This window comes from Bradyrhizobium sp. SZCCHNRI3052 (genome assembly GCF_032484895.1).
In the GTDB taxonomy this organism is placed as follows: Bacteria; Pseudomonadota; Alphaproteobacteria; order Rhizobiales; family Xanthobacteraceae; genus Bradyrhizobium.
Genome location: NZ_JAUETW010000023.1, coordinates 18,575 through 37,530, shown reverse-complemented (window position 1 = coordinate 37,530; position 18,956 = coordinate 18,575). Strand labels below are relative to the sequence as shown.

Here is an 18,956-nt window from a genome sequence, read left to right as displayed (position 1 = left end):
ACGAACCGGTCAAGCTCGCGGTGTTACGCCTGTGCCACGAGCGGGGAGCCCGCCCAAAGGTATCAAGCAAGAAATGTTCAAAACCATTCTGATCGCGAACCGCGGCGAGATCGCCTGCCGGGTCATCAAGACCGCCCGCCGCATGGGAATCCGAACCGTTGCGGTCTATTCGGAAGCCGACCGCGATGCGCTTCATGTCGAGATGGCAGATGATGCCGTGCTGATCGGCCCGCCCGCCGCAGCCGAGAGCTATCTCCTGATCGACCGCATCGTCGAGGCCTGCCGCAAGACCGGCGCCGAGGCGGTGCATCCGGGCTACGGCTTCCTGTCCGAGCGCGAGGCTTTCCCGCGGGCATTGGCCGAGGCCGGCATCGTCTTCATCGGCCCCAATCCCGGCGCCATCGCCGCCATGGGCGACAAGATCGAATCCAAGAAGGCGGCCGCCAAGGCCAAGGTCTCGACCGTGCCCGGCTTCCTCGGCGTCATCGAGGACGACAAGCACGCCGTGCGCATCGCCGACGAGATCGGCTACCCCGTGATGATCAAGGCCTCCGCCGGCGGCGGCGGCAAGGGCATGCGCATCGCGCGTTCGACTGCCGAGGTCGCCGAGGGTTTCAATCTCGCCAAGGCCGAGGCCAAGGCCTCGTTCGGCGACGACCGCGTCTTCATCGAGAAGTTCATCGTCGATCCCCGCCACATCGAGATCCAGGTGCTCGGCGACAAGCATGGCAACGTGATCTATCTCGGCGAGCGCGAGTGCTCGATCCAGCGCCGCAACCAGAAGGTCATCGAGGAGGCGCCGTCGCCGCTGCTCGATGAGGAGACGCGGCGCAAGATGGGCGAGCAGGCGGTCGCGCTCGCCAAGGCCGTGCACTACGACTCCGCCGGCACCGTCGAGTTCGTCGCCGGCCAGGACAAGAGCTTCTACTTCCTCGAGATGAACACCCGCCTGCAGGTCGAGCATCCCGTGACCGAGCTCGTCACCGGCATCGATCTCGTCGAGCAGATGATCCGCGTCGCCGCCGGCGAGAAGCTTTCGCTTGCGCAGAAGGACGTGACGCTGACCGGCTGGGCGGTGGAATCGCGCGTCTATGCGGAAGATCCGTTCCGCAGCTTCCTGCCGTCGATCGGCCGCCTCGTGAAGTATCGCCCGCCGGCCGAGAGCAAGGCTGACGGCATCACCGTGCGCAACGACACCGGCGTGCAGGAGGGCGGCGAGATCTCGATCTACTACGATCCGATGATCGCCAAGCTCGTCACCCATGCGGAGTCGCGGGCTGCCGCGATTGAGGCGCAGTCGACCGCGCTCGATGCGTTCTATGTCGATGGCATCCGCCACAACATCCCGTTCCTGTCGGCGCTGATGAACCATCCGCGCTGGCGCGAGGGCAGGCTGTCCACCGGCTTCATCGCCGAGGAGTTTCCCAAGGGCTTTGCCGCGCGTGCGCCGGAAGGCGAGATCGCGCGCCGGCTGGCGGCGGTGGGCGCTGCGATCGACCACGTGCTCGGCGAGCGCAAGCGGCAGATCTCGCAGCAGATGATCGGCCGTCCGGTGAAGCGCCAGGGCCGCCGCGCGGTGTGGCTCGGGCGTGACGAGATCCTGCTCGACATCACCAGGGAGAACGGCGCGATCACGGTCCGCTTCGTCGGGGCCGACGGCAAGGTCGGCCCGGCGCATCAGTTGGTGTCGGACTGGAAACCGGGCGATGCGGTCTGGCACGGCACCATCGATGGCGCGGCCATCGCCGTGCAGACGCGCCTCATTGCGAACGGTGTGCGGCTCGCGCATCAGGGCGTCGAAGCGCCGGTCTACGTCTACACGGAAGCCGAGGCGACCGCGGCGCGGCTGATGCCGGTCGTCACCGCAGGTGATAGCGGCAAGAAGCTCCTGTGCCCGATGCCCGGCCTCGTGGTCTCGATCGCCGTGACCGAAGGGCAGGAGGTCAAGGCCGGCGAGACGCTCGCCGTGGTCGAAGCCATGAAGATGCAGAACGTGCTGCGCGCCGAGCAGGACGGTACGGTGAAGAAGATCCACGCGACAGCCGGTGCTACGCTCGCAGTGGACGCGCTGATCCTGGAGTTTGCGTAAGCTCAGAAGTCGACGTCGTTGCGAACGAAGCGACTTTGTCCGACGAAGCCTGTAGGCGAAGGCGGAAGCAATCCGGGGGCGGCAGATAACTCTGGATTGCTTGGTCGCGGAGCCTGTCATCCGGGCCGCGCTTTGCGCGGACCCGTTGGCTCTTCGCAATGACGGGAGAGAGGAGGCGAGGATGACTTTCCGTGCACGTCGAGAGGCGCTCCGTGCGATCCTCGCCGGCGATCGCTGCATCCATCCGGGATCGGTATACGACGCGATTTCGATCCGGATCGCCGAGGACCTCGGCTTCGAGCTCGGCATGTTCGGCGGCTCGGCTGCTTCGCTCGCCGTGCTCGGCGACCCCGACATTGCCTTAATCACCTTGACCGAGCTCGCCGAGCAGATGCGGCGAATGTCGCGCGCTGCCGCGCTGCCGGTGCTGGTCGATGCCGATCACGGCTACGGCAACGCGATGAACGTGCGCCGCACGGTGCAGGAACTGGAAGCGGCCGGTGCCGCGGGTCTCACCATCGAGGATACGCTGCTGCCGCAGGCTTTCGGCGAAGCGAAGCCGCAACTGATCTCGCTTGCCGAAGGGGTCGGCAAGGTGAAGGCCGCGCTCGATCGCCGCGACGATCCCGCGCTGGTCATCCTGGGACGGACGGGCGCCGTTTCCATCACCTCGCTCGACGACGCGATCGCGCGAGCCAGGGCGTATGAGGCCTGCGGCGTCGACGGCCTGTTCTTCACCGGCATTGCCGCGCGCGACCAACTCGATGCGGTCGCGGCAGCGACGACGCTGCCGATCGTGCTCGGCGGCGCGCCGGAGGAGATGTCCGATCCCGGCTATCTCGCCTCGCGCCGTGTCCGCGTCGCGCTACAGGGCCATGCGCCGATCGCCGCGGCGGCGCAGGCGGTGTATGAGACGCTGAAGGCGCTCCGCGACGGCGCCTCGCCGAAGCAGCTCAAGGGGCTGCCGTCGGCGGAGCTGACGGCACGCGTGATGCGCGAGGCGGATGTGAAGAAGCGCCTGCGCGATTTTCTGGGGCTCGGATCATGATCGATCGCGCCATCGTCCACGTCTTGGTGCGCGGCCGCGTCCAGGGAGTGGGTTATCGCGCCTGGGTCGAGGACCAGGCCATCCTGAACGGCCTCGAAGGCTGGGTCCGCAACCGCACCGATGGCAGTGTCGAGGCGTTGTTCGCGGGTCCCTCGGACGACGTTGCCGCCGTGTTGGCAGCCTGCCGCGAGGGACCGCCAGCAGCGCATGTCGATGCCGTGATGGAAAACCCGGCGACGGCCGATCAGCTCAAACCGCGCCGGCCGGGCGAGGCGTTCTCCGTGTTGCCGACGCTCTAACGACACGGCGCGCGAGCCCGCCGCTCACCCCGCCGAGATCACCAGCGCCTGGATGCGGCCCTCGATCGGTCCGTTGCCGAACCGGCGCGCCAGCGCGTCCGCGGTCGCCTGCGTCACGGCGGCGAGGCCGGGCGTGCCGCGTGCTTCGATCTCGCCGCGCATCGGTGTGCCCTGGCAAAATGCCGTGGCCGGGTCCTGAGGCGACGCCGCGCGGCTGCGATGCGTCACCGTCTCGATCGCGATGTCGGTGAAGCCCGCTGCGGTCAGATCGGCCTCGATCCGCCCGGCATCGAAATAGCCGTGCGGAGTCCGGGTGAAGAACTGCGGCGGGCTTTCGGGGAAGACCTGCTGCAACGTCTCGTGAACGACGTGAGGGATTTCATTCTCCTCGATCCGGTCCCAGACGTTGAAGACGAAACGTCCGCCGGGCCTGAGCACGCGGCGGGCCTCCGCATAGCCCTTGACGCGATCGGGGAAGAACATCGCGCCGAACTGACATGCGACGGCATCGAAGCTCGCGTCGGCAAAGGGCAGGGCCAGCGCATCGGCTTGATGAAATGCGATGCGGTCCGCAGCGGCGAGATGGGTCTTCGCCTGCGCGAGCATCGGCTCGTTGAGGTCGGTGGCGGTGATCCGGACCTCCGGCGGCAGTTGAGCATGCAGGGCCCGCGTAACCACGCCGGTGCCCGCCGCCGTCTCCAGCACGTCGCGCGGCAGGTACGCCGCGATGCGCCGCGCGAGGTCCAGCGCATAGGGCACGAAGATCAAGGGGACCATCAGTTGATCGTAGATCTGTGGGATCGATCCAGTGAACGCCTTGTCGGATGCCGTCATGGCTTGCTCCTGTTGCAGAGGGGGCAGGCGGGGAACCGGGCGGTCGGCAGGCGCAAAATGGGCGCCGTAACATCCGTCGGGCCAGCCCCCAGCCCGGTTCAAGAGCGGGTCTCTTGACATTCATCCTCGTACGTCAGATATTTCTGTCATGACAGAAATTACAGGTCATCGAAAACTTCCGCCCGCCGTCGAGCGTTTCATCCTCAACTGGGGCGACATGGGCGACCGGTGGGGCGTGAACCGCTCGGTGAGCCAGATCCACGGGCTGCTGTACCTCGCCGAGAAGCCGATGACGGCGGAGGACATCGCCGACACGCTCGGCATGGCCCGCTCCAATGTCTCGAACTCGCTGAAGGAGCTGCTCGCCTGGGGCTTGATCCGGCGCGTGCCGATCCTCGGCGACCGCCGCGATCATTTCGAGGCCGAGACCGACATCTGGGAGGTCGCACAGCGGATCGCGGCCGGCCGCAAGGAGCGCGAGATCGATCCCGCGATCGCTGCGCTGCGCGCCTGCGTCGCGGAAGCGACCGGCGATCTCGCGATCAGCACGGTCGCAGCCAGGCGGCTGAAAGACATGCTGGCGTTCACCGAGCTGGTCGACCGCTGGTACGTGCAGATGCTGAAGGTGCCGCGGCCGCGTCTCGTCGCGCTGATCAAGCTCGGCGAGAAGATCGCAAATCTGCTGCCGTCGGGAAGATCAAGGTCGTAGATGAGCGGAGGGCGTCATGGTGACCATGGGACATCTCGGACTTTCAACGCCCTCCAACGCCCGGCTTCATGACGATCACAGGTTTCGTGCGCTGTTGTCCGCCGAGGATTGGGGGCGGCTGCCGGTGTCGATCTGGCGCCGCTTCTCCAAGAAACTCGCCGACGGCGCGACCGTCGTCTATGTCGGCGAGGTCGATCAGGCCGAGATCAGTCGTGCCGGCTTCTGGTTCGCGCATCTGGCGCGGCTGATCGGCGGGCCGCTGCCGACGCACGCAGACATCGGTGTGCCGATGATCGTCGCGGTGACGGAGGACGCGGCGAGAGGCGGCCAGATCTGGACGCGCATCTGCGGACGCCCGCATGGCTTCCCGCAGGTGATCCATTCCGCCAAGCGCTTCGCCGGTCCGACGGGGCTCGAGGAATATCTCGGCTGGGGCCTTAGCATGAGCCTGCGCGTCGGCGTCGCCGATGGCGCGCTTCATTTCCATAGCGCCGGCTACACGTTCGACTTCGCGGGCCGGCGCTGGGCGCTGCCGGCATGGCTCACGCCCGGCGACCTCACCGTCACCCATTCAGATCTCGGCAGCGGCGTCTTTCGCTTCTCGCTCGAGATCATCCATCCGCGCTTCGGGCGCATCATCCGCCAGAGCGCAATGTTCCGGGAGTCCGCACCATGACGCCGCTGCTCTGGTCCCTGATTGCGCTTCAGATCGTGATGGGCGTGTTCGACACCGTCTATCACCATGAGTTCACCGAGCGCCTGGCCTGGCGCCCGTCACAGCAGGGCGAGCTCAAGCTGCACGGCGTCCGCAATATGCTCTATGCGCTGCTGTTCGCCGTCATCGGCTGGTGCGAGGTGCATGGATTGTTCGCAATCCTCGTGCTCGCGGTGCTCGTGGCCGAGATCGGCATCACCCTGACCGATTTCGTCGAGGAGGATCTGACGCGCAAGCTGCCGCCGAGCGAACGCGTGAATCACACGCTGCTCGCCATCAACTACGGCGCGATCCTCATGCTGCTGGTGCCGCTGCTGATCGGCTGGGCGATGCAGCCCTCGGCGATCGTGCCGGCCTTTGCCGGCTTGCTGAGCTGGATTGCGGCTGCCGCCGCGGTTGGCGCTGCCCTGTGCGGCCTGCGCGACTTCACCGCGGCACGGCGCCTTGCGCGGATGTCGCAGCCGGATGCGGCCGGGCTGGTCGCGGCGCTGCCGCCGGCGCAGACCATCCTCATCACCGGCGCGACCGGCTTCATCGGCGCGCGGCTGACGGCCGGTCTCGCCGCGGCCGGTCATCACGTCGTCGCCCTGGTCCGCGATCCGGCCAAGGCCGCAATGTTGCCGGCGCCGCTGACCTTGATCACCAATCTCGATCAGCTCGCGTCCGACACCCGTATCGACGCGATCGTCAATCTTGCCGGTGAACCGATCGGCAATGCGCCGTGGACCGCGGCCAGGCGCGCGACGATCCTGCAGTCCCGGCTGGCTACGACGGAAGCCGTCTTATCCCTGATTGCGCGGCTCGACCGTAAGCCGAAGGTCTTGGTCAACGGTTCGGCGATCGGCTGGTACGGCCTGTGGCAGGACCAGCCGCTGACCGAATCCGCCAAGTCGCATGCCTGCTTCAGCCATGACCTCTGCGACGCCTGGGAGCAAGCGGCTCGCGGTGCCGAAGCGCACGGCGTCCGCGTCGCACTGCTGAGGATCGGGCTCGTGGTCGGCCGCGACGGCGGCTTCCTGGCGCGGATGCTGACGCCGTTCGAATTCGGCCTCGGCGGGCCATTCGGCTCCGGTCTGCAATGGATGTCCTGGATCGAGCGCGACGATCTCGTTCGGCTGATCGCGCATGTGATCGCGACCGAGGCCATCACCGGGCCGGTCAATGCGACGGCGCCGCTGCCGGTGCGCAATCTCGCCTTCACCGCCGAACTCGCGCGCTGCCTGCGGCGTCCGGCGCTGCTGCGCGTCCCCGCCGGCCTGCTGCGCCGGATCGGCGGCGACTTCGCCGAGGAGCTTTTGCTCGGCGGCCAGCGCGTGGTGCCGAACAAGGCGCTGTCGAGCGGCTTCGTGTTCCGGCATCAGAGCCTGCGTAGCGCGCTCGAAGCCATCCTGTGAGCGGTCGAAAAAAGCGTCACGGTTGCTCGGCGCGTGCCATCGTCGCCGATGGCAGCTCGCCGAACGTGGCGCGGTAGTAGCGGGCGAAGTGTCCGGCATTGGCAAAGTTGCAGGCGGCAGCGGCCGCTGCCACCGTGATGTCGGGATCGCCGGAGCGCAGCATCTCGCGGGCGCGCCGCAGGCGCACCGATTTGGCAAAGGCCATCGGCGAATAGCCGCGCACGCGCTCGAACAGACGGAAGATCGAGCGGGCGCTGACGCCGGCTTCGCGCGCCAGGTGCTCGATCGTGATCGGCTCGCGCCAGTTCGCCTCGATGTAGTCCTCGAGCCGCTTGACCAGGCCGAAGTCCGGCATCGGGGAGGGATCCAGGAGCGTGTCGCGGAAACGATGACGGCTGGCGCAGAGGAAGGCGACATGCACCGCATCCTCCAGCTCGCGATAGACCGCGGCGGGGAACGCCGCATCCTGCTCGTTGAGCTGGGTCGTCAGGAAATCCAGCAGCCGCATCAGGTTGCGGGCCTGCGGATCGGCGGTCGGAACGGCAGGGTCGATCGTAAAGTCGGCGCGCGGCTGCACGCCGACCAGCGCCGTCAGGCGCCGTCGCAGCGCCTGCGGATCGAGCCGCAGAGTCAGTCGTCGATGGCCACCCTGGCACGCCATCTGCCATGGCACGCCGGCCGGCGCGACTGCGAACTGATGCTCATTGACGTCGGTCGCCTCGCCGGGAGTGCAACTGACCGCGCGTCCCTTCAGGGCGATCTGCACTCTCATGAAATCGGCGGCGCGATGGTCGCAGACCATGTCGCAGGTCGTGGTGCCGAACGCGAGGCCGATGGTCTCGAGCTCGATCAGGTTGACGATCGCCTCGAAGCGCTCGGCGTTCCTGAAGTCGACGCGCTCGGCGCCGAGCCGGCGCCCCGCGAGGTCGCGCAGCACGTCGGCGTTCGAGGTTCGGATCAGCGCGTGGCGATGCAATGGTTCGAGGCCGGTCGCGCCGGTCGAGGCCGGGCTCGGCTTTGCTGGGGCGCTGACGAGGTCAGCTGCGGTCAAGAGACGGTTCAAGCCGCTGCTCCTGAACTCCGATTATTCATCCATGCTACATCAGGCTCCGCGGGCGTCAATTACTTCGAGATCGCGGCGCTTCGGAATGCTGCGGCCAGCGTGCGCAAGGCTGCGCGCTTGGCCGCATCGCCCGCCTTCGCATGCAGCATCACCTTGGAGCGGCCGAGCTTGGGCAGGCCGAGATCCGTTCCGACATCGATCAGTCCGCTGGGCGCGATCCGGCGGGCCAGCGGCGCAATCGCAAGACCGGCCCGCGCGGCGGCCGCAACGGCCGTCACTCCGCCGCCGACGAACGTCTCGCTGAAGCTGATTCGGGCGCGCTCGAGCGCGCGGACCGCAATGCTGCGCACGCCACAGGGCGGCGCGAGCGTGGCGAGCGGCAGCGTGCCGGCCGCCGGCAGACGAAATCTGGGAGCTGCGAACCAGCCGAACTCGTCCGTGATCAACGCCTCGCCACCGCGGCGGCTCGCCTCCTGGCGGACGATCACGGCGTCGAGCTTGCCGGCATCGTAGCGGTCGAGCAGGTCGCGCGAGAAGCCGATGCTGACCGACAGGACGAGGTCCGCCATGGCAGCATGCAACTGCTCGAGCATCGGCACCAGCTCGGGGCCGGCGACGTGATCGCTGATCCCCAGCGACAACAGCGGCCGGGCACGAGGAGCGCCGGTCAGCGCGATGTCATGTGCGGCAACCAGCGCGCGGGCGTTCTCGGCGAAGGCCGCGCCGTCGGCGGTGAGCCGGACCGCGCGCGGCGAACGCTCGACCAGCCGCTTTCCGAGCAGCGCTTCCAGGCGCTGCAGCTTCAGGCTGACCGCAGCCTGCGTGGTGCCGAGCGTCTCGGCCGCCCGGGTGAAGCTGTGCAGCTCGCTCACCAGCAGAAAGGCGCGGACGGTCGCGATGTCGAGCGTGGCTGTCATATGCGATCGTTATCATTGATATCCATCCCGATAAGATACCAAAATGACAGGCGCGCGGCTAGCTTTGCTGTCGAGGCGCAGTCACGCGCTGGATACCGGGAGCCAACCATGCCATTGATCAACATCGTCTATGCCAGCCAGCGCCGCTCGCCGTCGCTGAAAAAGGCCATCGCGGACGCCGTCACCGAATTGACGGCGCGGATCCTGCGCAAGGATCCCAAGGTCACCGCCGTCATCGTCTCGGAAGCGGATGCCGCGGACTGGTTCGCCGGCGGCGCCTCGCTGGCGGAGCAGGGGCTTGCCAGCTACTGGATCGACGTTCACGTCAGCGAGGGCACCAACACCAAGGACGAGAAGGCCGCCTATCTGGCCGCGGTGTTCGCGCGCATGGCCGAGCTGATCGGCCCGCTGCATCACGAGACCTACCTTCATGTCGACGAGGTCAAGGCGGATGCCTACGGCTTCGGTGGCTTGAGCCAGGAGCGCCGCTATGTCGCGGCGAAGCTCGTGCCGCCGCAGCAGGGCGCCGCGTGAGCTCATGCCGTCTCCGGCTGCGCGACGCTGACGGCGCCGAAGACGCTCTCGAACGCCTGCCGGAACGCGATGTCGACATCGGCGAGCGTCACCGGCAGGCCGAGATCGACCAGGCTGGTGACGCCGTAGCGCGGATCGGTCACGCCGCAGGGCACGATGGCCTGAAAGTGCGACAGGTCCGGCTCGACATTGATGGCGATGCCGTGAAAGGTGACCCAGCGCTTCAGCCGCACGCCGATCGCGGCGATCTTGTCCTCATGGCCCTCGCCCTTGTCGGGCCGTTTGACCCAGACGCCGACGCGATCCTCGCGCCGCTCGCCGCGCACGTTGAAGGCATCGAGGGTGCGGATGATGGTCTCCTCGAGCGCCGCGACATAGGCTCGCACATCCGGCCGGCGCCGCTTGAGGTCGAGCATGACATAGGCCACCCGCTGGCCGGGCCCATGATAGGTGACCTGGCCGCCGCGCCCGGTCGGCACCAGCGGAAAGCGCGGATCGCGCAGGTCTTCGGCCTTGCCCGACGTACCGGAGGTGTAGACCGGCGGGTGCTCGAGCAGCCAGACCATCTCCGCAGCCTCGTGAGCGGCGATCGCGGCCGCCCGCGCCTCCATGAACTCGGTGGCCTGGGCGTAGTCGATCAGCGAATCGGAGATGCGCCACGCCACGGCGTTGCCGGGGGGGCCAGCAAAGGTGGTCAGGTCGAGTGTTTCGCGGCTGTTAACCATTGGCTAACCACAACATGGTGATGTCTGGGCAACGAAAATCCAGTCGTGACTTCGGTGGTCCTGCAGTGTCAACCCTCGATAAAGTGACAGTCGACCTGATGGTCGTTCTCGGCACCTGCTCCATGCCCATCCACCAGGTTCTGCGCCTGTCCCGCGGCGCCATCATCGAGCTGGACGCCACCGAGGCCGACGACGTCAAGGTGCTCGCCAACAATCTGCCGATCGCAAATGGGGTGGTGCTGGTCGACCGCAACCGCATCGCGGTCGAGGTCAAGCAGATGCTGCCGCGCTCGCCGACGCCGACGTCGCGATAGCGCGCCCCGGCCAAGCCAAAACCGTCCACAATCCGGTATTTTAGGGCAGGGCGGGCCTTGTCCCCCCGACATCGATTTGATACACGGGCGCCACTGATCCGGTGCCGCCCTTCCTCTGGCTCCGGCTTCTTCTTCGCGCTCGTGGCGGAATTGGTAGACGCGCTGCCTTGAGGTGGCAGTGGGTAACACCGTGGGGGTTCGAGTCCCTCCGAGCGCACCATCCCTCTCTCCCCAAAACTTCAAATCTGTTTGCGGTTTGTTCCGGCCTCGCGCCTTTCGTTCGGGCGATGGGCTGCGATCCCGCGGCGCGATGGCGTCCGAGTTGTGCCGGTCGTTCCGCCCTCGAGAATGAGAGGGCGCGGGGAATGCCGGGCGCTGGCCGCACCCATGGCCCGCCTGCGAAAAAAATGCAGGCGGCAGGAACCACAGGTTCAGCCGAGACATCCCGGCATTCCCCGCGCGATGGCTTTCACGCTTATGTCGCGATCTCCCCGGTGTCCGGCTCTTTAGCCACCGTCGCCCTCGGGATCATCGCCCGACGACTTGGCGCCAGCATCGGGGCGCCAGGACCACGCGTCTTCACGTCCGCAAACCTGCCGTTCGTCGGCGAGCCCGTGAGCCCGCTGCAGCACGCCTGCGGCCACCGCATCCCCAGACCCCACGTCTCGTGACGATCGCGAAGCGCCCCTCTCGGCGGGTCCAGGATGGCGATACACAAACACGTATTCGGAAAAATAGCAACAAGATTATTTTCTTCAGAAGGTCTGGGCGGGCCAAATCAGCTTGATGACGCTGACGGAGTCCGTCGCGCCGTGCACCCCGACTCCGCCGCACGTGACGCTGCCATGGGACGGCAAAGCGACGCCGAAGGCGACGCGTGCCCACCATTGGCGCCAGTGGGGGCGGTGGGCACAGCCCGTGAGAGATCGTGCATGACGCCATCGCTGTTGGCGCGCCTTTGCCCACCCAGCGGCGCCTGCGTGGCGTCATCGCTCAACCATGATCGCCAGATGAGCGGGGGCGTGCCGCTATCACGTCTTATGGAGTTCGGCCGTCAAATCAGCAAGCCTGAGTTCGTGCAGCTCACGACTGGGCCGGCTTGATTGCGGCCGCAGCTTCCCAGCCGGGCTCGACCGGGACCATGTACCAGGTCGTCAGTACGACTTTCGAGAACAGCCAACGGCCGCTTTCTCTGACATATTCATCATCGAACCGGCCGCCGACCATGAGGCTCTTGCCGTTGAGAACGGGACGGCCGTCGAGATGGCTGTAGCCTCTGCCGCGGTCGCCATCGATTTCGACGACGTGCGCGTGGATGAACTGGCGCGCCCATTTGATCGGGAAATTGAGGAAGAAGTCGCGGATCGCCTCGCGGCCGGTGACCGGTGGCCGTCCGCCATAGGACACCGTGGCGTTCTCCGCGAAAAGATCGGCCAGATCGGCGACGCGCTCCTGGTTGACGTATTCGTGGTACGTGCAGCGCAGTGTCCGGATCGCCTCGCGATCGTCATGTTCGGCGAGGCGCTTCTCGAGCGCCTCGATCCTGGCTCTGAGATCGACGTTGTCGTCTGAGTTGCTCATGGTTCATCCGTCTCGGCAGGGAGGCCGTCTGGCTGGAGGTGCTGGTGATCACCGATGATGGTGCGGAGCCGCTCCTCGACGCGGAGCCGTACCGCTGGATGCGGAAGGACGTAGAATTCGTCGTCGTGGATGGCCTGGATCGTCATCCGGGCCACATCGGCGGCGCTGACCTCGGATGCCGCCATTCCCGCTCTGACGCGCAGATCATACGCTGCAGTGTCGTGGTTTGTTGAAGCCAGATGTATGGGGCGATGTCGGCCTGAGTCGGCGATGGCAGTCTTGACGAGCGAGGGGCACAGCACGTTGACCTTGAGAGGAGAGCCGGCGAGCTGAAGGTCCTTCAAGAGGCACTCGGACAAGGCGACGACCGCGTGCTTGCTGGCGCAGTAGACGCCGGAGCCCGCAACGGCGGTCAACCCCGCGGCTGACGCCGTGTTGACGATGTGACCCTCGTCGCCTGCAGCCATCATGCGCGGCACGAAGCTGCGAATGCCGTTGGCGACGCCCAGGAGGTTGACTCCGAGCACCCATTTCCAGTCCTCGGGAGTTGCGGACCAGAGCGGGCCAAGCGCCGCGACACCGGCGTTGTTGAAGAGCAGGTGAACGTTGCCGAACTCCTCAAATGCAAGGTCGGCGAGGCGCTGAACCGCCTCGACGCTGGACACGTCGCACTGTGCGGTGCGCACGGCGATCCCGCTCGGCATCAGGTCTTTCGTGGCTGATAGTCCGTCGCGATCGACGTCGGCGACAACGAGCTTCATTCCTTGCGCGGCGCAGGCCGCAGCCAGCTCGCGGCCGATGCCGCTCGCAGCTCCCGTGATCACCGCGACCTTGCCCCCGAGCTGCTTCATGCCGCGCTGATTCCGCCGTCCACGGTGAACACCGATCCGGTGATATAGCTCGCGGCCGGCGATGCCAGCAGCAGGCTGACGCCGGCAATCTCGTCGGGCATCCCCAGCCGGTTCATCGGCACCATGGCCTGGAGCGGCGCTGTCGCGGCCTCGTCCAGCAGGCGGCCACCGCCGAGCCCTGTCCGGAAGAAGCCGGGCGCAATGGCATTGACCTTGACGTCGAATGCGGCGAGCTCGAGCGCGGCTTGCCTGACCAGGTTCACGACCGCGGCCTTGGCGGCCGCATACGCATAGGCGGTCGCTGCCGAGCCTCGCAATCCTCCGACCGATGCCGTGACTACGATCCGGCCGCTGCGCTGCACCTTCATGTGTCGCGCCGCAGCCTGGATGGTCGCGAATGCACCGGTCTGGTTGATGGCGAGAACCTCGCTCCATGCAGCGAAATCGACGTTCTCGATGTGGCCCTGCGGCAATCGAATTCCCGCTCCCCCGCTGATTCCGGCGTTCGCGAACATCACGTCGAGCCGGCCCTTGCGCGTGACGATGTCATCGACCGTCCGCCGGATGGCGTCTGGATCTGCGACATCGACCGTCGCGATCTCTGCCCCCGGGATGATCTCCTCGCCGATCCGCCTCAGTTCCTTCTCGTTCCTGTCAACTAGGATCAAATCGGCGCCGTTGGCCGCCATGGTCCGGGAAATGGCCAGGCCAAGTCCGCTCGCGGCCCCGGTCACAATGGTGACGAGGCCGTTGACTGCGAAGAGGCGTTCGGCCGTCAGCGACATGAGGGGCTCCTCGTTTCGACATGGCCGCCCGTTGCGCCTCCGGCCGAGCCGCGTCGTGACGCCGCCAAGAGACAAGCGCAGATCATGGCCGAGACTGTCGCAATCGCGACAATCGATGCACAAAATCACCCTAGCTTTGAGCCGGCGAGGGGGCCGGGACGCAGGTCGCCGCGCGCAAGAACATCAACAATTTCGAGGGGGACGGGCGGTCCATGACAACCGAGGCAACGAATGTTGTGGTGTCCATCCCAGGCGTCGAGGTCTCGACGTCCGGACGATCCCGCTCATGCCATTCGCCGAGGACAGCCATCCGGCGCCTGCTGAAGAAGACAAAGTGAGAGGATGAGAGCCGATGATCATCGTTGTGGGATCTGTGGATGGGCTTGGCGAAAGCTTTGATCGTCTGATGAAGATCTGCCTGGCGCATGTGCATCGTTCGCGTGCGGAAGACGGCTGCGTGGAGCACACCGTGCAGGTTGATTGCGAAAACTCCCTCCGTCTGCGCTTCTTCGAGCGCTGGCGTGACGCCGTCGCGCTCAAGGCGCATTTCGCCCGACCCGAGTCACGGGCGTTCGTGCAGGAGGTCGCCAAGCTGTGCGCGAGACCGCCAGTCATGACCATCTATGAGGCCGAGGAAAAATCGTTCTAGCGCCAGCCGGCCCACAGGTCTGACGCGCATCATTTTACCCCACCCGGCGACTCGCGCTGGGGGGGGCCTGCACCGCAGCGAACCCGACCACCTCGATTGATCTCCGCTAGACTGATATGGGATCACAGATGTCGCGACAGCGACAAAGCCCGTCTTCATGTGTGGCGACGAATGAACAAAGCGGTGCTCAAGGCTGTTCTGCGCAGGAACAAGTGGTTTGCCGGCCTTCCTTCGTCATTGGCGGACAGCATTCTTCGTCTGGGTCGCATCCGAAACGTGGACAACTCCCTGATCTATTCCGCGAGCGACTCCCGGGACGGATTGATTGCCCTGGTGTCGGGGCAGGTGCGACTGACCAGCTTTTCGCTGTCCGGCAATCCCTCCTTCCTGCTGATCTCTTCGCCTGGATCTTGGATCGGCGTCACCTCGGCCCTCGACGGGCGCCCCTATGGCTACGATGCGTTCGCCGTTGGCAGGGCGGTGCTGTTTCACGTGAGCCAGGAGCGGTTCGAGGCGCTCATCAGCGAGAGCAATGAGTATTATTCTGCGTTCGTCCGAATGGTCTGCGATCATCTGCGCGTCTCGATGCAGAACCTGATCATTCTGCGCAATCGGCGTCCACTTCACCGGCTTGCGCAGGAATTGCAGAGGCTCGCAGAGAGTCACGGGCGTCAGACCGAGAAGGGGATGATCATCGATTTGCGATTGTCGCAGGAGGACCTCGCGGTGATGATCGGGGTCGGCCGGCAGACGATCAATCGACTGCTCAAGAGTCTCGAGCAGGATGGAATTGCGACGGCAAAGTACGCGTCGGTCACGATTCACGACCTGGAGGCGATCGAACGTCTCAGTTCGAGCGACCCCGCGGAGAGCTAGGCATCACCAGGCCAAAAGCGAGCTTTGCGCTCGGGTTTCCCTGTCTGGCGCCGAGCCCTGCGTATTCCAGCGGGCGGCGCGTCTGAACTAAAAGATGCCGCCGTTCGGTCCGGGTTGTTCAAGGCGTCATCTCGAGAGCGAGGGCTTCCCTCGGTGTGGCGATCGCGAGGACGCCGGGCTGCCACGAGACCGCACAGTAGACGCGCGCCTCGTTCATCATGGCGACAACGATCCTTCGGCCCGCAGGTCACGGAATTCAGGTAAGTCGCTGAAAAGGCGCGGTAATCGGCGTTCAACCCCGATCCCCTGCGCCTACTACCTTCCGCCTATGAGAGCCGGGCGGAGCTGATGCTGTAATCGCCCCGTTGCTTGCAGCGCGACTGCTCATCTTGGGGCTGGCGCACGCGCCATACGACCACAACAAAGACATAAGCGGAGGGAACTGATGAACTTCACGAGCAGGAGATTCTTGGCTGGCATCTCGACGGTTGCCTTCCTTGTCGCCGGCACGCTGGGCGTCCGCGCCAACGACTCGGCGCTGAAGGCCGCCAGGGAGCCCGGCGCCTGGGCGATGACCGGGCATGACTACGGCAACACCCGGTTCAGCCCGCTCAAGGAGATCAACACCGAGAACGCCAGCAAGCTGTCGCTGGTCTATTCGTTCTCGCTGGCCTCGCTACGCTCGAACGAGGCCTCGCCGATCGTGATCGGCAACACGCTCTACGTCTCGACGTCGTGGGGGCCGAAATACGTCTATGCGCTGGATGCCGCGACCGGCGCGCGCAAATGGACCTATGAGCCGGACATTCCGGACGATACGCTGCAATATGCCTGCTGCGACGTGAACAGCCGCGGCATCTCCTATGCCGACGGCAAGCTGTTCGTCGGCCGGCTCGACGGCAAGCTGACCGCGCTCGATGCCGCCACCGGCAAGGAGCTGTGGACGTCCAAGGTGGTGGACTACAAGCAGGGCTCGGTGATCACCTCGCCGCCGCTGGTCGTGCGCGACAAGGTCATCACCGGCTTCGGCGGCGGCGAGTACGGCGTGCGCGGCTCGCTGCAGGCCTACGACATCAACTCCGGCAAGATGGTCTGGCAGACCTACACGGTGCCTGCGCCCGGCGAGCCCGGCAGCGAGACCTGGAAGGGTGACACCGGCCTGCATGGTGGCGGCGCGGCCTGGCTGGTCGGCTCCTACGATCCGAAGAGCGACACGGTCTATTGGGGCACCAGCAATCCAGGTCCCTGGAACACCGCCGTGCGCTCGACCGGCAATGGCGATTTCGGCAAGCTGACCAATCTGTATACGGCATCCACGCTGGCGCTCGATCCGAACACCGGCAAGATCAAGTGGCACATCCAGACCACGCCTGCCGATGCCTGGGACTATGACGGCGTCAACGAGGCTATTCTCGCCGATCTCAAGGTTGGCGGTGCGGCTGTCCCGACGCTGATGAAGGCCGATCGCAATGGCTTCTTCTTCGTGGCCAACCGCGAGACCGGCAAGGTGATCTCGGCCGAGAAATACGTCTTCGCCAACTGGGCGCAGAAATGGGACACCTCGACGTTGCGCGCGGTCGAGGATCCGGACAAACGGCCGGGCCCCGGACATCCCGTCAAGGACGTCTGCCCGAACCTGATCGGCGGCAAGAACTGGCAGCCGATGTCGTACAATCCGGACACCGGCCTGGTCTACATCCCGGCGAACAATGTCTGCATGGACTGGTCGGTCAGCGACGTCTCGTACAAGCGCGGCGTGTTCTATCTCGGTGCGGAATTCCCGACCAAGGAAGGCCCCGGCGGGTTCCTCGGTGAACTCATCGCCTGGGATCCCGTGAACAACAAGAAGGTCTGGTCGATCCAGGAAGACCTTCCGTTCAACGGCGGCACGCTGAGCACCGCCGGCGGCTTGGTGTTCTCCGGCAATCTTCACGGCGACTTCCGCGCCATCGACGCCAAGACCGGCAAGATCCTGTGGAAGAAGAATCTCGGCTCCGGCATCGGCGCCGGTCCGGTGACCTATTCGGTCGACGGCAAGCAATACGTCGCCGTCGTCGTCGGCCGCACCGCCTCGATCCCCGCGTTCCTGGGCGAGATCGGCAAGAAGATGACGAACGCTGCTCCCGAAGGCGGCGCTCTGTTCGTGTTCGCGGTCCAATAGCCGCAACGCTCGCGACGGCTGCGCGTGGCCCCGGCCGCGGGGACACGCGCAGCGTTCAGCCAATCCGCATCAAGCGGACGAAGACGGCCCGGCCGCGAGACCGAGCCGTACAAACAGATGAACAAGACCCGAGGGATCGAGGATGCGCCTGAATCGCCGTCAGACTGGCTCGAATTGGCGGGCCGCCGCCGAACTGGCAGCAAGCGCGACGGCTCTCGTCGCCTTGGTGGCCTCCACCGTGCTGGCCGCGTCGGCGGCGGGCCTGGCCAACGAGGCGGAGCCGCTGCGGCTTTGTGCGGATCCGACCAATCTTCCGTTTTCGAGCGACAATCCAACGCAGCCGGGATTCTATCTCGAGGTCGGCCAGGAGCTGTCGCGTGAGCTCGGCCGCCCCGTGACGTATGATTGGTACAAATCCTATTTCGGCAAGCGAACCGTGCGCGTGACGCTGCTGGGCAAGCAGTGCGACGCGATGATCGGTCTGCCGCTGTCAGCGGACTTCATGGGACCGGCAGTGATCTTCTCGAAGAAGATCGCGACCGAGACCTACGCGCTCGTCAGCCGCGGAACGTTGGTCGTCCATGGCATCGACGACCTCCGAGGCAAGCGGGTCGCGGTCCAATACCAGACCACGCCGCAAAATCTGCTGGCCCAGCGCGACGACATCGAGAAGGTGACGGTGCTGACGCCGGACGAAGGCTTGGCGGCGCTGGCCCACGGCAAGGCCGACATCGCCTTCGTCTGGGGGCCGGTTGCAGGCTGGCTGAACAAGACGATCTACCAGAGCAGTTTCCGGATCCAGCCGGTCGAGGGCGACGGTCTGTCCTGGGATGCCGCGATCGGCCTTGCCAAGAGCTCCACGCAATTGCGCGATCAGATCGACGCCGCGCTGCCGCAGCTCGCACCGCGGATCGCCGAGCTGGCGGCCAAATACGGGCTGCCGAGCGAGCCGTCGATCAGGCTCGGCGCCGTGCCGCGCCCGATCAGGCTGGCGTCGGCGACTGACCCTGCTCAGCTTCTCCGCCAGCCGGTCGCCGAGGCCGCCGTGATGAGGGTTTCGGACTCGACTGCGAGCGAGTCGAAGACCGAGGCGGTGACGCTGGGCAAAGAGATCTTCAACGGCACCTGCGCGCATTGTCACGGACCAGACGCCGTGCAGGCGGAACGGCGCATCGACCTGCGACGGCTGCGGACCCGTTACGGCGAGGACATGCGCGACAAATTTTGGACCACCGTGCATGAAGGCCGTCCCTCCAAGGGCATGCCCGCCTGGAAGGAGGTCTTTACCGACGACCAGTTCGAGAGCATCTATACGTTCCTGCTGACCGTGCAGTCGTCAGAAACGGCAAATTGAAGGAGGGACACCGGCCGACACGATCTGCCGGATCACCCGGCACGTGCTGGCGGCGAGT

The 18,956-nt window shown here is 66.0% G+C and carries 19 protein-coding genes and 1 tRNA gene; 13 read left to right on the top strand and 7 right to left on the bottom strand.

Annotation, left to right across the window (positions count from 1 at the left end):
* Nucleotides 1–73 precede the first annotated feature (73 nt).
* The 3 genes from QW887_RS34500 (at nucleotide 74) to QW887_RS34490 (ending at nucleotide 3,436) form a co-directional block, all read left to right on the top strand.
* A complete protein-coding gene (locus QW887_RS34500) occupies nucleotides 74–2,089 on the top strand; it encodes an acetyl/propionyl/methylcrotonyl-CoA carboxylase subunit alpha (RefSeq protein ID WP_316188478.1) in 2,016 nt (671 codons plus the stop codon).
* A 181-nt stretch (nucleotides 2,090–2,270) separates the two neighbouring features.
* Nucleotides 2,271–3,137, top strand: a complete 867-nt coding sequence (locus QW887_RS34495) for an isocitrate lyase/PEP mutase family protein (RefSeq protein ID WP_316188479.1) — start codon at nucleotides 2,271–2,273, stop codon at nucleotides 3,135–3,137.
* Nucleotides 3,134–3,436 carry an acylphosphatase gene (locus QW887_RS34490; protein ID WP_315717709.1) on the top strand — a complete coding sequence of 101 codons (303 nt, stop codon included), beginning with the start codon at nucleotides 3,134–3,136 and terminating at the stop codon, nucleotides 3,434–3,436. The genes QW887_RS34495 and QW887_RS34490 overlap by 4 nt, the downstream gene beginning before the upstream one ends.
* A 24-nt stretch (nucleotides 3,437–3,460) precedes the next feature.
* Here QW887_RS34490 and QW887_RS34485 read toward each other — a convergent pair whose 3' ends face one another.
* Nucleotides 3,461–4,270 carry a class I SAM-dependent methyltransferase gene (locus QW887_RS34485; protein ID WP_315717710.1) on the bottom strand — a complete coding sequence of 270 codons (810 nt, stop codon included), beginning with the start codon at nucleotides 4,268–4,270 and terminating at the stop codon, nucleotides 3,461–3,463.
* 148 nt (nucleotides 4,271–4,418) lie between these two features.
* On the opposite strand from QW887_RS34485, the gene QW887_RS34480 reads away from it, so the two are divergent.
* The 3 genes from QW887_RS34480 to QW887_RS34470 are packed head-to-tail and all read left to right on the top strand — an operon-like array spanning nucleotide 4,419 to nucleotide 7,088.
* Nucleotides 4,419–4,979 carry a GbsR/MarR family transcriptional regulator gene (locus QW887_RS34480; RefSeq protein ID WP_316175951.1) on the top strand — a complete coding sequence of 187 codons (561 nt, stop codon included), beginning with the start codon at nucleotides 4,419–4,421 and terminating at the stop codon, nucleotides 4,977–4,979.
* Between the two features lie 16 nt (nucleotides 4,980–4,995).
* The gene (locus tag QW887_RS34475; protein WP_315827875.1) at nucleotides 4,996–5,655 is read left to right on the top strand and encodes a DUF4166 domain-containing protein; all 660 of its coding nucleotides are present in this window, start codon (nucleotides 4,996–4,998) and stop codon (nucleotides 5,653–5,655) included.
* Nucleotides 5,652–7,088: a TIGR01777 family oxidoreductase gene (locus QW887_RS34470; protein ID WP_316175950.1), complete on the top strand. Its 1,437-nt coding sequence runs from the start codon at nucleotides 5,652–5,654 to the stop codon at nucleotides 7,086–7,088. The genes QW887_RS34475 and QW887_RS34470 overlap by 4 nt, the downstream gene beginning before the upstream one ends.
* Nucleotides 7,089–7,104: 16 nt before the next feature.
* Here QW887_RS34470 and QW887_RS34465 read toward each other — a convergent pair whose 3' ends face one another.
* Both QW887_RS34465 and QW887_RS34460 read right to left on the bottom strand, forming a co-directional pair.
* Nucleotides 7,105–8,151: an AraC family transcriptional regulator gene (locus QW887_RS34465; protein WP_316165061.1), complete on the bottom strand. Its 1,047-nt coding sequence runs from the start codon at nucleotides 8,149–8,151 to the stop codon at nucleotides 7,105–7,107.
* 59 nt (nucleotides 8,152–8,210) lie between these two features.
* A complete protein-coding gene (locus tag QW887_RS34460; protein WP_316196168.1) occupies nucleotides 8,211–9,068 on the bottom strand; it encodes a LysR family transcriptional regulator in 858 nt (285 codons plus the stop codon).
* Between the two features lie 108 nt (nucleotides 9,069–9,176).
* Between QW887_RS34460 and QW887_RS34455 the strand changes: the two genes are divergently transcribed.
* Nucleotides 9,177–9,602: a 4-oxalocrotonate tautomerase family protein gene (locus tag QW887_RS34455; RefSeq protein ID WP_316196166.1), complete on the top strand. Its 426-nt coding sequence runs from the start codon at nucleotides 9,177–9,179 to the stop codon at nucleotides 9,600–9,602.
* A 2-nt stretch (nucleotides 9,603–9,604) separates the two neighbouring features.
* Here QW887_RS34455 and lipB read toward each other — a convergent pair whose 3' ends face one another.
* On the bottom strand, nucleotides 9,605–10,327 hold the full coding sequence (gene lipB / locus QW887_RS34450) for a lipoyl(octanoyl) transferase LipB (RefSeq protein ID WP_315754767.1): 723 nt from the start codon (nucleotides 10,325–10,327) through the stop codon (nucleotides 9,605–9,607).
* 65 nt (nucleotides 10,328–10,392) lie between these two features.
* On the opposite strand from lipB, the gene QW887_RS34445 reads away from it, so the two are divergent.
* On the top strand, nucleotides 10,393–10,641 hold the full coding sequence (locus QW887_RS34445; protein WP_315717718.1) for a FliM/FliN family flagellar motor switch protein: 249 nt from the start codon (nucleotides 10,393–10,395) through the stop codon (nucleotides 10,639–10,641).
* A 135-nt stretch (nucleotides 10,642–10,776) separates the two neighbouring features.
* Nucleotides 10,777–10,861: transfer RNA gene (locus tag QW887_RS34440), tRNA-Leu, on the top strand.
* An 863-nt stretch (nucleotides 10,862–11,724) separates the two neighbouring features.
* On the opposite strand, the gene QW887_RS34435 is transcribed toward QW887_RS34440, so the two are convergent.
* The 3 genes from QW887_RS34435 to QW887_RS34425 are packed head-to-tail and all read right to left on the bottom strand — an operon-like array spanning nucleotide 11,725 to nucleotide 13,858.
* Complete coding sequence (locus tag QW887_RS34435; protein WP_316196164.1) at nucleotides 11,725–12,222, bottom strand: nuclear transport factor 2 family protein; 498 nt, start codon at nucleotides 12,220–12,222, stop codon at nucleotides 11,725–11,727.
* Nucleotides 12,219–13,073 (bottom strand): SDR family NAD(P)-dependent oxidoreductase, encoded by an 855-nt coding sequence (locus QW887_RS34430; protein ID WP_316196163.1) that lies wholly within the window; start codon nucleotides 13,071–13,073, stop codon nucleotides 12,219–12,221. The genes QW887_RS34435 and QW887_RS34430 overlap by 4 nt, the downstream gene beginning before the upstream one ends.
* Nucleotides 13,070–13,858, bottom strand: a complete 789-nt coding sequence (locus tag QW887_RS34425; protein WP_316196161.1) for an SDR family NAD(P)-dependent oxidoreductase — start codon at nucleotides 13,856–13,858, stop codon at nucleotides 13,070–13,072. The genes QW887_RS34430 and QW887_RS34425 overlap by 4 nt, the downstream gene beginning before the upstream one ends.
* A 352-nt stretch (nucleotides 13,859–14,210) precedes the next feature.
* Here QW887_RS34425 and QW887_RS34420 point away from each other — a divergent pair, with 352 nt between their 5' ends.
* From QW887_RS34420 to QW887_RS34405, 4 genes are all read left to right on the top strand, one after another.
* A complete protein-coding gene (locus tag QW887_RS34420) occupies nucleotides 14,211–14,507 on the top strand; it encodes a putative quinol monooxygenase (protein ID WP_315717722.1) in 297 nt (98 codons plus the stop codon).
* 171 nt (nucleotides 14,508–14,678) lie between these two features.
* Nucleotides 14,679–15,383: a Crp/Fnr family transcriptional regulator gene (locus QW887_RS34415; protein ID WP_315717723.1), complete on the top strand. Its 705-nt coding sequence runs from the start codon at nucleotides 14,679–14,681 to the stop codon at nucleotides 15,381–15,383.
* Nucleotides 15,384–15,852: 469 nt separating this feature from the next.
* On the top strand, nucleotides 15,853–17,544 hold the full coding sequence (locus QW887_RS34410; RefSeq protein WP_410052237.1) for a PQQ-dependent methanol/ethanol family dehydrogenase: 1,692 nt from the start codon (nucleotides 15,853–15,855) through the stop codon (nucleotides 17,542–17,544).
* A gap of 142 nt (nucleotides 17,545–17,686) precedes the next feature.
* On the top strand, nucleotides 17,687–18,898 hold the full coding sequence (locus QW887_RS34405) for a c-type cytochrome (protein ID WP_315827881.1): 1,212 nt from the start codon (nucleotides 17,687–17,689) through the stop codon (nucleotides 18,896–18,898).
* The last annotated feature ends 58 nt before the right edge of the window (nucleotides 18,899–18,956 follow it).